Below are 13,831 nucleotides of genomic sequence, written 5' to 3' on the forward strand. Positions count from 1 at the left end.
GCACACGCACCCAAAAATAATTAAGAACGTCTGGGACGGATTTGATTTCCTTGGGGTCGAGGACGAGTCCCCGGTCGGTTCATAAGGGGTCGATTTCCCAAAGGTCGATTTCCCAGAGGTCGGTTCATCTGGGGTCGATTTCCTTGGGGACGCACTCCCGGTCTGTTGGACATCTGAGCTAACTCGTTAGAAGTCAGTTCATCCAAGGTCAGCGCCGCTGTTTGACGAATTTGACGATCACTATTTTGCAGGGCTGCTGTCACCCCCGTAATTCCTGACGCCTGAATATTCCCCAAAGCAAACGCAGCCCTGGCCCGAACCCCCATATCCTGATCATTTAAAGCCTCTTTCAACGCGGGAACCGCCGCAGACCCCATGCGCTTCAATGCAATAGCCGCCGCCAGCCGCACTTGCTCATCGGAGTCTTTTAAGGCCAAAATTAACGGAGGAATGGCATCCGTCGCCTCTGCACCCACAATTCCTAACCCAAAGGCTGCCCCCTGACGCACGGCAGTATCAGGATGATTTAATGCTACTGTTAACTCCTGAACCGCTTGCTGTAAGGCTTCTGGAGATGCTGTACCCATTTGCTTCAGGGCGACTGCAACATCCATGCGAACCGCAGATACGGGATCTTTCAAGGCTGATAGCAGCGCTGGAATGGCATCGACCCCCTCACGGCCCATCGCCCCTAATGCAAAGGCGGCACCCCGGCGAATACTCTCCTGGTCGTCGGTTAGAGCTTCCACCAAAATTGGAATAGCCGGAGAACCCAAGGTTTTTAAGGTTTTAATCGCCTCTAAACGGTTTTGTCGGTTAGTATCGGTCAATTTTTGCAATTGATCAATTACTTCCGTTGTGGCTGTGACTTGAGTTTGGGCTTTTCCGGCAAATAATAACATTATTGATAGACATAATAATGCTAATTTTGAGGAACGAAACCCATTAAATTTGGTGTTGGTTTCCATAAAAAATCCTGGGTTTTTGGATATACAGCACTCGAAGTATAAGTTAAGACATCAACCAGGTTTCAAACCCTTAAAAAAGTCTTTTCCCTCTGTTCCCTGTTCCCTACTATAAATTAAAGTCAAAATTGTTACTAAAAACAAAATCTAAATCGAGAGATAATTGAGCAGGTAAGAACCCATCATTAATCACAACACCCAAAATTCGCCCATCTAATAATTCTACGATGATATCATTCAATCCATCGCCATTGAGATCATTGTCTTGGGGTAACAAATCAAAGCGGTCTCGAAGTAAGGAATTAGGATCAATTGCTGTTCCTATTGGTACTGCAATTTTATCTCCATTTAACACGCTAGTTCCAGCTTCAAATTGGCGAATTTCATCAACATCTCGTACCAGAAAACTCGCTTCACCGGGGTCAAAAATAAAGGTATCCAGTCCTAAACCTCCCGTTAAGGTATCAACACCCGCATCCCCATCTACAATATCATTTCCCACATCTCCAAACAGGAGATCATTATTTTCGTCACCATAGAGGGTATCATTGCCTTGACCGCCATAAAGGGAATCCGCATTTAATCCGCCTTCTTGGGTATCATTGCCTAAATTTCCGAAGATTAAATCATTATTAGACCCAGCAAAAATTCGATCATTATCTTGACCTCCAAATAAGGTATCAAATCCATTACCTGAAACGAGGGTATCATTGCCTTGATTCCCATTCACTAAGAGATTATCGCTCAGATTAATGGCTTGTAAATTATCATTTCCTGCCAATAATAGGATGCCATCTCGATAGGCAGAAACTTGGCTGGAAGATAAGATAATATTATCATCTTGAGGGCTTCCTAATAGTGCAAATAAGCCGGGAACAGTGCTGGGGGTCAGAAAATTAGCCATCGTTAAAACAGTCCTAAATCTTGAATCTTTGAGTGATCTCAAGTAATTTTAACACAGTTAAAAAATATTAGCCAGATGCTCTAATCATCTTATTTGATGTGTGTTAAAATTCTGATCCCTTTCTACCTAGAGGAAGAGGCGAAATGATTACAGAGGGTGATATTGAATCGGTCAACTCTTTCTATTTTTATGGGCTTTAGGGCTGACTTGAATACCCAGACAGTGCCATTCTAACAATTGTTCCGCCCTTGGGTTAAAAGGTTTATCAATCTTTATAATTTTTAACCGAATCAACCCTATTGTTTAAAATGAAATCATAGATCAAGAAGGCTTGCTCACGAGAACTCGGTGAAAAAAAATCATAATCTGGATGGGAGTAAATTTTATGATAAAAGTTGAGATCCATTGCTTGATCTTGCTGCATATTCTCATAGGTTTTTTGGTGAAGATGGAGACGAAAATAAGATAAGGTTTCTTCCACAAAACCGACTTTAAACTGTCCTAATATTCTCCACCATAAATCTAAATCAACTAACTGATTTAATTCTGGGTCAAAACCTGTGATGATTTCAAAGATTGATTTCCGTAATAATACGGTACTAGGTTCCCCAATTTTATTAATAGGATGTTCCCATAAATTGGGATCGTTGAGGAGTTCTATTCCCCATTGAATCGAATTTAACTTTGACCAACTTTGATGTAAATTAGCAAAATCTTGATACACTGCTATGAGATCTAAATCGATATTCTCTTGATTTAGAAAAAACATTTTTCTGGGTGAAAATACTAATCCAATATCTGGATCAATTTCTGCTAAACTTACCATTTTTTCAATACAATTTGGAAGTAAAATATCATCTTGATAGAGAAATTTAATATATTTCCCTTGAGAGTGTTCAATACAAAAATTACTATTTTGTGCAAGTCCGAGAGGGTTATGGGTTAAAATAGAAATGGGAATGGTGGTTTGTTCTTGAAAGGATTGAGCGATCGCTACAGTCTGATCGAGAGAATGATCATCAGAAATAATTAATTCAATTGCAGAATAGGTTTGAGATAAAACACTAGAAATTGCTTCAGCAATAAATTGTTCTCCATTATAAGTGGGAATACAAACACTCACTAAACATAATTCTTGAACTTTGAACCTTTGATTTTCTGATTCAAAAAAATCATTTATTTTAAGTTTATATAGTTTTTGATTCAGATAATAAAATTTGTTATAGCTTTGATTATTTTTTAATTTTAATTTAAAATCAAACGGTTCTGTAATTGTTGAACTTTCTTGTGAAATAATCTCTGTTTCCCCAATTGATTTTCTAAAAATTCCTTGAATTTCTGGTTTTTCACCTAGATTTAAATGCTCTAAATCCCATTGATTATTACTATAAACTCCCCAAATTTCTAACTGATTATCTAAAATTTCAATCGCTTCCTGTAACCCTTCAGAGAAAAATACTACCGGATATTGTATCCAAATAATATACTTCCCTTTTGCTTTTGAAATAGCTTGGTTAAAAATAGTTTCTGCTGTCTGGGAAGGTTCAAACCCCAAAAATTGATGACCTTGCAATTCTAAATAATTCCGAATATCTTCTAACTCAAAACTCAATAAATTGCCCTGACCTAAAGTTAAAATAATAATTTCATAATCCACCTCCATCGTGTATTCTAAATCTGTAATAAAATCTAATAAAAAATCCCTCTGTTTCCAGTAGGGAATAATTACCGATAACTGAATTTTTTCTAAATCTAAATTTTTTAACATACAACTTTAGAATAACTGACTAAACACTCAAAGAGAAAATAGTCCCTATTTAATCCAATAAATGGGATAATCAGAACTAACGATTTGTAGCTAAACTCTATCCATGATCCAAACTCCTAAGATTTCTCTACCTTATTTTGATATTCTACTAGAACGTTTCGCCGAGGGCGATACAGATGCACAACAAGTATTTGGTCGTCATGTCCACTGGGGTTACTGGGAAAATCCAGCCAAAGCTGATGGGTCAATTGCAGATTTTGCCGCCGCAGCAGAACAATTATCCCAGCAAGTTTATGCAGCCGCTCAAGTCAAAGATGGCTATCGCGTACTGGATGCGGGATGTGGTTTTGGCGGCACAATTGCCAGTTTGAATGAGAACTTTAATCAGATGCAGCTAGTCGGTTTAAATATTGATGCTCGACAATTAGAAAGAGCCAGACAAGAAGTTCAACCCCGTGAGAATAACCAGATTGAATTCGTCGAAGGAGATGCTTGTCATCTTCCATTTGCAGACGCATCTTTTGATGTCGTTTTAGCTGTGGAATGTATTTTTCATTTTCCCAGTCGAGAAGCCTTTTTTAAGGAAGTTAAGCGCGTACTTCGTCCCCATGGACGGTTAGCAATTTCTGATTTTGTACCCAACGCAATCTTTTATCATTGGTACAAATTTTTACGCACTATAGATAATTCTTCTATCCGTTCAACTTACGGAAAAGTAGATAGTGAATTGACCATCAGTGATTATCAAAAACTAGCAAAAGCAACGGGATTTAACTTGAGTTTGAAAGAAGATATTACCCGAAATACACTGCCAACCTACCCAATCGTTCGCCGTTTTTTTGAGCAAGTTGGGAAACAGGACTCTGCGAATATCACAGCGAGTATAGAACTGGTAAGTCGCTTAAATTTGTTACGTTATTGGGTCTTGGGTTTTGAGTTGATTTGAAATTTAAAAATCATCATTCATATCTCTAATTTGGGGATAGGGGGTGCTGCGTCTGTAGGGCGCACGCACCCGACCCTAAAACTCTAATTATCGCAATTTCGCCGGAGTCCTATAGGGGCCTGTTTTCAACGCTGTCGCCAAGGCATTATTATTTTGTCTGAGGGCTTCATAAAAGAAAAATATCTCTCCCTGTACCCCTTTAAATCGATTGTAATCAATTGCTTTTAATAAGTCATCGGTCGTAATACAATAGGAACCAATTTTTGCTAAAATTCCTGGAGAAAGTTTAGGTAATTGCCAATCTCTAAACTGAACATCCACCAATTGATCCACTAACCCTTTATAACTCCAAAAATTGCGCCGATATAATTGAGGATGAATCCAATCGACTAAATCTTGATCAATCCAGGCAATATAATCTTGTAAATATTCATCTAAACCCCATTTATAAATACTCGGAGCCATTGAAATTAATAAATGGGGTTTAATCGCTTTCACGTCTCGACGTAAACGCACTAAAAAATTGGTCAAAATATTGGCTCGCCATTGTACCCATTGGGGATCTTTATGATAGGTTGGAGGTTGACGGCCAAATTCTGCCCGATAACGAGCCACCGTTTTTGGATCATAGCCTCCTTCCGAAGGCATGGCGGGCATCCGGTCATCTCCTTGAATGCCATCAATATCATATTTTCTAACAACTTCTAAAACCAAACTGAGAACAAAATCCTGCACGTCTGGGTCAAAAGCATTCATCCACTCAAAGCCATTTTTAACAACTAATCCTCCTGTAGAATTAATACCTGACCAACTCGGTTTTTGAGCGAGAATTCTACCGCCATTTTGTTGATAAGAACTAGCAAATCCAAATTCAAACCAAGGAATGACTTTTAACCCCACTCGATGAGCTTCCTCAATCACCTCTTGCAGGGGGTCACGTCCCTTAACATAAAAATCGATTTCCACACCAAAGGCTTGAGCCATGACTTGACTGCGATACAACGTCACGCCTTTATTCCAAACCACCGGAAATACAACATTAAAGCCCGTTTCCGCCAAGAACTCCATCGCTTCTGCAATGGTCTGTCGAGAAAACATGACTCGACTATCGGTATTCGTTAACCAGACACCACGAACTTCCATAGAATCTCCTACATAATCGCACTTTATCTTAATAGTCAGGTTTTTCGGGATACTGATTGAGTAATCAGCACTTTTAACCTGCCTCAGAGCTAACGGAATTGAAAAAACCTACCTTGCCTAGTTAAGTTTTCAGCTATTATGTTTAACTAAGAGGCAATTTTAACGGATCGAGGTGAAAAGATAAGTTTTCCCAAATCCTAGCCCAGATGAACCCCCTAGCACAGGTCAAGACGGCAATTATGCCTAGCTTGTCAGCGATTAGGAAGAACGGGTTGTTAGGGTTTGAGGATTCAAACTGCTTTTATGAATATCCCAAATCAACAGCGATGGAGGAATCTCTTTCGGGGTAGACATCTAGCCCGTTATACTCGTCTGAAATCTACATTAGACTCAAGCTTCGTCAATTTATCGAGTTTTAGCTTATCCCTAAAACATCCGGGTCAACCCGTCGCTACGACTGCTCTACATTTTCGCTCTTGTGTTGTTTTTGAAAGTTTGGGGAATGTTCCACTTCAGCCACAGGATTATTTTCAGAAATTTTGTTCAGCAATTGTTTGGAGATTAATTGAACAATACACTCGGATTGCAGGTGATACAAGTTAAGCTGAACTCACTCTATGATCAGCCGTTCACCTGGATAAAGCCGAGGAGCAAAGCCCGATACAATTAAATTCCGATCAAGAATTTATACTCAAGATCATTCGGGCTCAATCTTCCATCCTAACTGACCAAAAACCTTTGTTTTTTTCTAAGGTTTCAACGTCTATTTTGCATTTTTTTCGTTGCCATGAACTGCACTAAAAGCGATTCAGGGTGAATTTCCACTATTAACACATTAAACTAAATCGTTCATTTTTTATGAAGGCCAGTGAAATTATCGATGCCCATAAGTTGTTAACGCGATATGCCACAGGAGAAAGGAATTTTAGTGCTGCTAATCTCATAGCGGCAAGCCTAAAAGACGTTAAGCTCAATCGCATTAACCTCAGTAATGCTACGTTACAAGGCTCCAATTTATCTCGCGCTCGATTGATTGGAGCGAACCTGAATGGCGCTGATTTGAGTCAAGTTAACCTCTCAATGGCCGTTTTAGTTGAAGCTAATCTCAGTGGTGCCAGTCTGACCGATACCATTTTACGCCATGCTGACTTAAGTGGTGTCTTATTGAGTGGGGCAATTTTATCTCATAGTGATTTGACGGGTGCTAATCTGACCTCTGCGAGTTTAATTTCAGCTTGTCTGCTCAACGGTTGTAAACTAACCGATGCAATTTTGGTGGGGGCAACCCTGAGCCGAGCTATTTTAAGCGGTGCTGATTTAAGTGGGGCGAATTTAACCCGAACAATTTTAAGTGAAGTCGATCTCAGTGGTGCGAATTTAACGGGAGCTAAATTTGTGCGATCGCATCTTAACCGAGCGAACCTCAGTGGTGCTAATCTGGTGAATGCAGATTTCAGCGAAGCCAGTTTGCGAGAAGCTAATCTGGGTGTTGCTAATTTAACGGGGGTTAACTTACAAGGGGCTGATTTAAGTGGCGCGAACTTAAACGGAGCCAACCTCAATGGAAGCCATCTCCAGGACGCGAATCTCCAAAATACGAATTTAAACGGTTTGAGCTTACATAACGCCGATTTGAGACACGCCGACTTGACTCAAGCCAATTTACGCGGCGCTAATCTCAGTGGGGCAAACTTAGAAGGGGCGACCCTTTTAGAAGCCGACTTGCGGGGTGCAAACCTCAGTCATGCCAATCTGACCGGGGCTGGACTCCTGTTGACCTCTCTCAAGGGAGCTAATTTAACCGGGGCTAACCTCTGTGAAACCAACCTCATCGGCGCGAGTCTGGGTATTGTTAACCTGAATGAAGCCACCTTGGAAGGAGCGATTCTTCCCAATGGAGCCACCTATTCTTAAGGATTAAATTTTTGCACAAATTCTCAAAATGTATGATATGATAGTCAAGTTTGAGACACTATAGGGTGGAGGTAAAACCACACAGAATGAAACAATTGGGAACTCATCTGGTCGTTGACGCTTGGCAGTGTCCCGCAGAACTTCTGAACGATCCTGAACGCATCCGTCGCGCGATACTTGATGCAATTTCTGCTGGAGGGGCTACCCTCATCGACTTATGCGTACACCAGTTTAGTCCTCACGGAGTAACTGCAACAGCCACTTTGGCTGAATCTCACATTGCTATCCACACTTGGCCAGAACTGGGGTATTTCGCTGCTGACTTGTTCTTTTGTGGAAAAGGAAATCCTCAGCGAGCCATTAAATTTCTAGAAACCGCGCTTCAAGCCAAACAGGTAAGATTCCGGGAATTTAAACGTGGTTATGAACCCGAAGACACTGAAATTCCAGATTCAATTAGTGAAGAATCCTTAGCAACTTTAGTTGAGACTGGAACTCGCGGTTAAAACCCGTCCATCGGTCATCGGAATGAAATCAAGATAGGTTTTGTTCTTCGTCCTTTCGTTAGTTTTGGCATCTCCTCAAAATTGAGTTGAAGAATCCTTAAACTTAACAAAGAAGTAACATTTCCTGTCTTCAACCCTCCTTACAGTCACACAGTGAAGTGACTCATTCTTTGAAAGTTGCATCAACATTCACAACTTCAAACTCAATCTTGGCGGAGGGTTTTCCTTCCGCCATTGTTTGTTGAATTCAACATTCATAAAAAAATAGATGGGAGTGTGGAAACTCAGCGTCTTCAGACAACAGATGAAACACGATGCAGGGGAAGTTATGCCCCTAGATATATTGAATTATGTTAACATGAAGAAGCTGTGCGAGACGTTCCTGTCAAATAGACTCTTAAGCCGTGTGCGGTGAAAGTCGCTCTTCACGGTTCTGAATGGGAGTTGGGGGTTGCAAAGCCCCCCTCGACCCCTAATATATACTCTACTCTAGTTTGAGTGTTTCAACCCTGTTGAGTTAATATGAGACGTAGAACCAAAATGGCACCTGCTAAACCTTCACTCTTTAATTACACAGCTTTAGCAGTGATTGGCGGGGTACTGATTCTGGGAATTGGGATTGGGATTGCAATTAGTTCCACAACCACCTTAACCCCAGAAAACGTCGCCTCCAGTCAATTTATTGACCGCAATGCGCCGAGTACCGAAACCTGTATTAAATTTGGTGCAAGTGCGATGGTAACGGATCTGCGTGTCTTTGTCACCCTTAACCCCTTCAATGTTTATGTAACGCAACCGAAACTCCAACCCGGATGTGTTCTCCGCACGAGTAACTGGGCGATTTTAAAACAACGGAATCTCCTGAATAATCAGCAAGAGCGAGATTGTAAACAACGGATGAATACCTTTGGATTTACCGGAGAATTAGAAAATAATCCTACGATTAACTGTATTTATCAAAATGATAGTGCAGCTAACCTGTTTATTAATCAACCGGGGGCTGTTCCCGCACCTAGCCGACCAGAAACAGAACGATTTTAAGCAGTATTGGGTTTCATAACAGGTTTTCAGATCCAATCCATTTTAGAGACGCGCTAATAGCCTTTTGGCAAATATAGGCGCGTCTTTGCATTATGTTATTATTTTCTTTTCTATAGCCAAATATTAGATTAACGTAAGTTAAGATAAACGAGCTAATACTTCCCCTGCGGATAAAATAGCAATTGGGGAGTTAACAAATCCCTGTAAATCACGAGTAACAATTGCATCCAAGTTCTCATTCATTGCACAAGCGAGTTGAACTGCATCTTCAAAATCGTCTAAATTTAAAGCCAGTGCTATTTTAAGAATATTTTGATTAACAGCACAAACTTCTAATGTTAATAACAAATCAGAAACATACTGTTTACCGATTTGGGCATTTCTCTGTTTTTTGACAATATAAAAAATATCAGTTAATGTCGTTGCTGTTACATAACCGATGATTTGACCGGATCGAATTCCCTGAAATAACCGATCAGCATCTTCAAAAAAGGGCATTCTAGCCAGTAAACTATCTAAAATAATATTAGTATCTAGTAATATCCTCATTTGAGATACTTCTCCGTTAAACTTTCATCTTTTAATCTTTCTACATCTTCATCAGTTAATTCAACGTTATCCGTTTTTAAACTTCCCCGCAAACGTTCCCAAACTCCATCAGGAACATCAGGACGAGGACGCAATTCTTGAGACAATGAATGAATAATAGACTCTACCAGTAATAACCGTTCATGAACGGGAAGTTGATAAGCAGCATTTTTTAATTCTTGTAAATTCATGGTTGATTTTTCCTCTTGTGTTTATTCAATTATATCTAATTTAATTTTTTACCTGTGTATAAACAGCTTCAACTCTCAATTTTTAGATCATCTTCAGAACAAATACCATCACAAATATGTCTATCGCTTTCACTAACATTCGGATTAGTTTTGAGATAATCCCTAATCCAATTACAACCCTTTTTGAGTAATTTATTCAGTTTAACATCTAAGTCTAAGATTAAATCATTAGGATCGATGGGCCATAATCTAACTGTTTTGTCATGGCTCGCAGAAGCAATCGTTTTACCATCGGGGCTAAAACTTACTCCATACACCTGATCAGTATGTCCTTCTAAAGTTCTAAAGAGTGTCCCATCAAGACTCCATAACCTTACTGTTCTGTCAGCACTAGCAGAAGCAATGATTTGACCATCCAGGTTAAATTTTACTCTCCAAACTCGGTCAATATGTCCTTCTAGGATTCTCAAGAGCGTCCCATCAAGACTCCATAATTTCACTGTTCTGTCGCCACTAGCAGAAGCAATCGTTTGACCATTGGGGCTAAAACTTACTCCATATACCGAATCGCTATGTCCTTCTAGGATTCTCAAGAGTGTCCCATCAAGACTCCATAACCTTACTGTTTTGTCAGCACTAGCAGAAGCAATCGTTTGACCATCTGGGCTAAAACTTACTCCCCAAACTGGATCGCTATGTCCTTCTAGGATTCTCAAGAGTGTCCCATCAAGACTCCATAACCTTACTGTTTTGTCAGCACTAGCAGAAGCAATCGTTTGACCATCTGGGCTAAAACTTACTCCCCAAATCCGATCGCTATGTCCTTCTAGGGTTCTCAAGAGTGTCCCATCAAGACTCCATAACCTTACTGTTTTGTCAACACTAGCAGAAGCAATAGTCTGACCATCTCGGCTAAAACTTACTCCCCAAATCCGATCGCTATGTCCTTGTAGAGTTCTTAAGAGTTTCCCATAAGGATTCCATAATCTAACGGTTCTGTCCTCACTAACAGAAGCAATCATTTGACCATCTCGGCTAAAACTCACTCCCCAGACTGGAGCGCTATGTCCTTCTAGGGTTCTCAAAAGTATCCCATCAAGGTTCCATAATCTAACGGTTCTGTCAACACTAGCAGAAGCAATAATTTGACTATCACAACTAAAACTTACCCCATAGACCCGATCAGTATGTCCTTCTAGGGTTCTCAAAAGTATCCCATCAAGGTTCCATAATCTAACGGTTCTATCAAAACTAGCAGAAGCAATAGTTTGACCATCTGGACTAAAACTTACTCCATAGATCCGATCGCTATGTCCTTCTAGGGTTCTCAAGAGCTTCCCATCAAGACTCCATAACTTTATTGTTTTGTCACCACTAGCAGAAGCAATAGTTTGACCATCTGGGCTAAAACTTACTCGATATACCGGATCGCTATGTCCTTCTAGGATTCTCAAGAGTGTCCCATCAAGACTCCATAATTTCACGGTTTTATCAACACTAGCAGAAGCAATGATTTGACTATTAGGACTAAAACTTACTCCCCAGATCCGATCAGTATGTCCTTCTAGGATTCTCAAGAGTGTCCCATCAAGACTCCATAACCTTACTGTTTTGTCAGCACTAGCAGAAGCAATCGTTTGACCATCTGGGCTAAAACTTACTCCATAGACTAGATCAGTATGTCCTTCTAGGGTTCTCAAGAGTGTCCCATCAAGACTCCATAACCTTACTGTTTTGTCAGCACTAGCAGAAGCAACAGTTTGACCATCTGGGCTAAAACTTACTTCAAGAACATCATTAGTATGTCCTTTCAAAGTATTTAATATTTGACCCTCTAAACGCCAAGTTTTAACCGTATGATCGTCACTAACAGAAGCAATAATTTGACCATCTGGACTGAAAGAAACTCCATCTACTTCACCCTGATGACCTATAAGTTGATTTCGTTCACTAATTTCATAGCTTCCTTGTTGTAGTCTTTCAATAACATTTCTCTTTAATTCCTCTGAAGGCTCTTGAATATTGTGTAACTTGACACCTGCTTTAACAGCAATTACCAAAGAGCTTAACTGTTGTTTTAACTGTAATTCCTTTTGAGATAAAGTTAATAAATCCTTAATCCGTTCAATATCTTCCTGTTCCTGATACTGACGACTGGCTAGGATAAATTCTCTTTCTTCTTGGTCAATAATACATTCACTTCTTTGTTTTAACCATTCTTCAGCTTCTACCAGTAACGCGCCTCGTAGCAAAGCACCATTATCTTTACTGCTATTTTTCCAGATATCTTTTTCAGCGCGTAACCGATCTTGCCATTTCCGAAATTCCTGATCTTCTTCCATCCACTCGCGCAGACGATCCCATCCTCTAATTAAAGCTTCATGGACTACTTCAACAGTTAGTTGTTTCTTGTCTTCATCCCGCCCTGTAACAACTAAACGAGCATTAGCTAATTCCGTAACTAATAGCCAATTTTCTGCCCCAATTTGTTCACGGGTTGCTATGCGACGAGTAGCCTCGGTATTTTCCCCAAAACGAACTAATTGGGTAAAGATATGCTTAACTCGATTTTGCTTATCTTCATGTAATTTATGATAATTTTCCTCAGCATGATTAGCTAAGGCTTTCTCAACTCCCCCAATTTCGTTATAAGCCGCGATTGTTAATTGACCATTACTTTGTTTTTCCCACAATTGTTCTAAGCAAAACTCTAGTAAGGGTAACTCACCAGGGTTACTTTTAACTGCATCTAAGATAATTTTTGTTAGTCCATCCTGAATTGTTAAATTAACTTCTTTCGCAGGTTTTTCAATAGCTGCTTGTAATTCGTCTGGCTTCATTGGCCCGATGTTTTCTGGCTTGCATTTTTGGAATATTTCTAGTAAAGGTTGATAATCTATCGCGTGTCCATAAAAATCGGCTCTGAGAGTAATTACCAAAACAATATTAGGCGATTTTGTTTCACTTTCTGCATTAATAACTTCTAATAATTGATCTATAAAAATCTTTCGTTCGTTTTCTTCTGTGCAAAGAGTATATACTTCCTCAAATTGATCTACAAAAATCAGAAAACGCTGCTTAGAAGAATTTTCTTGTAAATTTGCATCTAAAACATCTTTTAGAGTTAATTCACCTGCTTTAAAATTATTGGCATATTTTTTCGCTTTGGTAAGGCGCTCCATTTTATCCATTTCTGGTTCTAACAAGGATAAAAGAGGATAAGCCAGTTGAGAGAAGGGATTACTTGTTGGTCTGAAGGTAATAAATTTCCATCCTCCCTGTTCTTTTAATTGATGAATTAGTCCGGCATAAACAACCGAAGACTTCCCACTACCAGAGTTACCAATGACAGCTACAAACGGTCGTTTCTGTACGGAATCCACTAAGGTTTGAGTAAATTCCTCACGTCCGAAAAAAAGGGCTGCATCCTCTGTTGTGAAAGCTAATAACCCTTTATAGGGGCATATTTCAGAAGCCTTTTTAGTAGTTATAGCTGGATCAGACTCACTCCCTTGAGTCTTAGCTGACTCAGTAGGGGTAACAGATGGTACGTCTGTCTCTATACCCGCGATATCTTCCCAAGGCAAGTTTAACTCTTTGCAAATCAGACGAAAGCTATCCGCACTAATCCTTTTGCCCGCGAAAAATGCTTGAACCGTTGTGCGAGATAGTTGTGCTCGGTCTGCTAATGCGATCTTACTTGAGAAGCGATTTAAAGCTGCGTTGGCCTTTTGAAGACCACATGGAGATGCCTTAAGCGTTACTCGTCCCATTTTGCAGTTGATTATAAGTAATTATACTTAGTTGAGCACAAGTTGAACACTCAGCTTACAAAAATTCTACACTAGAACACTTTGCCTAGTCA

12 protein-coding genes are annotated in these 13,831 nt (G+C 39.9%); 5 read left to right on the plus strand and 7 right to left on the minus strand.

Going from position 1 to position 13,831, the window contains the following annotated elements:
• Positions 1 to 20: 20 nt before the first annotated feature.
• From H6G57_RS21680 to H6G57_RS21690, 3 genes are all read right to left on the minus strand, one after another.
• The gene (locus tag H6G57_RS21680) at positions 21 to 968 is read right to left on the minus strand and encodes a HEAT repeat domain-containing protein (RefSeq protein WP_190522386.1); all 948 of its coding nucleotides are present in this window, start codon (positions 966 to 968) and stop codon (positions 21 to 23) included.
• A 106-nt stretch (positions 969 to 1,074) separates the two neighbouring features.
• The gene (locus tag H6G57_RS21685; protein WP_190522388.1) at positions 1,075 to 1,869 is read right to left on the minus strand and encodes a calcium-binding protein; all 795 of its coding nucleotides are present in this window, start codon (positions 1,867 to 1,869) and stop codon (positions 1,075 to 1,077) included.
• Positions 1,870 to 2,134: 265 nt separating this feature from the next.
• Complete coding sequence (locus H6G57_RS21690) at positions 2,135 to 3,637, minus strand: glycosyltransferase family 2 protein (protein WP_242049056.1); 1,503 nt, start codon at positions 3,635 to 3,637, stop codon at positions 2,135 to 2,137.
• Positions 3,638 to 3,740: 103 nt separating this feature from the next.
• On the opposite strand from H6G57_RS21690, the gene H6G57_RS21695 reads away from it, so the two are divergent.
• Entirely contained in the window at positions 3,741 to 4,583 is an 843-nt protein-coding gene (locus H6G57_RS21695; protein ID WP_190522390.1) for a class I SAM-dependent methyltransferase, read from the plus strand.
• An 87-nt stretch (positions 4,584 to 4,670) separates the two neighbouring features.
• Here the strand turns inward: H6G57_RS21695 and H6G57_RS21700 are convergent, their stop codons facing one another.
• Positions 4,671 to 5,726 (minus strand): glycoside hydrolase family 10 protein, encoded by a 1,056-nt coding sequence (locus H6G57_RS21700; protein WP_190522392.1) that lies wholly within the window; start codon positions 5,724 to 5,726, stop codon positions 4,671 to 4,673.
• Between the two features lie 303 nt (positions 5,727 to 6,029).
• Between H6G57_RS21700 and H6G57_RS21705 the strand changes: the two genes are divergently transcribed.
• The 4 genes from H6G57_RS21705 (at position 6,030) to H6G57_RS21720 (ending at position 9,187) form a co-directional block, all read left to right on the plus strand.
• Positions 6,030 to 6,329, plus strand: a complete 300-nt coding sequence (locus tag H6G57_RS21705) for a hypothetical protein (RefSeq protein WP_190522394.1) — start codon at positions 6,030 to 6,032, stop codon at positions 6,327 to 6,329.
• Between the two features lie 255 nt (positions 6,330 to 6,584).
• Positions 6,585 to 7,640, plus strand: coding sequence for a pentapeptide repeat-containing protein (locus tag H6G57_RS21710; protein WP_190522396.1), 1,056 nt, complete (start codon positions 6,585 to 6,587; stop codon positions 7,638 to 7,640).
• Positions 7,641 to 7,726: 86 nt separating this feature from the next.
• On the plus strand, positions 7,727 to 8,146 hold the full coding sequence (speD, locus tag H6G57_RS21715; protein WP_190522456.1) for an adenosylmethionine decarboxylase: 420 nt from the start codon (positions 7,727 to 7,729) through the stop codon (positions 8,144 to 8,146).
• 522 nt (positions 8,147 to 8,668) lie between these two features.
• Positions 8,669 to 9,187: a DUF3172 domain-containing protein gene (locus H6G57_RS21720; RefSeq protein WP_190522399.1), complete on the plus strand. Its 519-nt coding sequence runs from the start codon at positions 8,669 to 8,671 to the stop codon at positions 9,185 to 9,187.
• 138 nt (positions 9,188 to 9,325) lie between these two features.
• On the opposite strand, the gene H6G57_RS21725 is transcribed toward H6G57_RS21720, so the two are convergent.
• The 3 genes from H6G57_RS21725 to H6G57_RS21735 form a co-directional block, all read right to left on the minus strand.
• Positions 9,326 to 9,736: a PIN domain-containing protein gene (locus tag H6G57_RS21725; RefSeq protein WP_190522401.1), complete on the minus strand. Its 411-nt coding sequence runs from the start codon at positions 9,734 to 9,736 to the stop codon at positions 9,326 to 9,328.
• Positions 9,733 to 9,966, minus strand: a complete 234-nt coding sequence (locus H6G57_RS21730; protein WP_042153658.1) for a hypothetical protein — start codon at positions 9,964 to 9,966, stop codon at positions 9,733 to 9,735. Before H6G57_RS21730 ends, H6G57_RS21725 begins: the two co-directional genes overlap by 4 nt.
• Before the next feature lie 68 nt (positions 9,967 to 10,034).
• The gene (locus tag H6G57_RS21735; RefSeq protein ID WP_190522403.1) at positions 10,035 to 13,739 is read right to left on the minus strand and encodes a WD40 repeat domain-containing protein; all 3,705 of its coding nucleotides are present in this window, start codon (positions 13,737 to 13,739) and stop codon (positions 10,035 to 10,037) included.
• Positions 13,740 to 13,831 lie beyond the last annotated feature (92 nt).

Source organism: Planktothrix sp. FACHB-1365 (genome assembly GCF_014697575.1).
Taxonomy (GTDB): domain Bacteria; phylum Cyanobacteriota; class Cyanobacteriia; order Cyanobacteriales; family Microcoleaceae; genus Planktothrix.

Coding starts and splice junctions, on each gene's coding strand:
- H6G57_RS21680 (WP_190522386.1), bottom strand. CDS start 968: ATGGAAACCAACACCAAATTTAATGGGTTTCGTTCCTCAAAATTAGCA.
- H6G57_RS21685 (WP_190522388.1), bottom strand. CDS start 1,869: ATGGCTAATTTTCTGACCCCCAGCACTGTTCCCGGCTTATTTGCACTA.
- H6G57_RS21690 (WP_242049056.1), bottom strand. CDS start 3,637: ATGTTAAAAAATTTAGATTTAGAAAAAATTCAGTTATCGGTAATTATT.
- H6G57_RS21695 (WP_190522390.1), top strand. CDS start 3,741: ATGATCCAAACTCCTAAGATTTCTCTACCTTATTTTGATATTCTACTA.
- H6G57_RS21700 (WP_190522392.1), bottom strand. CDS start 5,726: ATGGAAGTTCGTGGTGTCTGGTTAACGAATACCGATAGTCGAGTCATG.
- H6G57_RS21705 (WP_190522394.1), top strand. CDS start 6,030: ATGAATATCCCAAATCAACAGCGATGGAGGAATCTCTTTCGGGGTAGA.
- H6G57_RS21710 (WP_190522396.1), top strand. CDS start 6,585: ATGAAGGCCAGTGAAATTATCGATGCCCATAAGTTGTTAACGCGATAT.
- speD (WP_190522456.1), top strand. CDS start 7,727: ATGAAACAATTGGGAACTCATCTGGTCGTTGACGCTTGGCAGTGTCCC.
- H6G57_RS21720 (WP_190522399.1), top strand. CDS start 8,669: ATGAGACGTAGAACCAAAATGGCACCTGCTAAACCTTCACTCTTTAAT.
- H6G57_RS21725 (WP_190522401.1), bottom strand. CDS start 9,736: ATGAGGATATTACTAGATACTAATATTATTTTAGATAGTTTACTGGCT.
- H6G57_RS21730 (WP_042153658.1), bottom strand. CDS start 9,966: ATGAATTTACAAGAATTAAAAAATGCTGCTTATCAACTTCCCGTTCAT.
- H6G57_RS21735 (WP_190522403.1), bottom strand. CDS start 13,739: ATGGGACGAGTAACGCTTAAGGCATCTCCATGTGGTCTTCAAAAGGCC.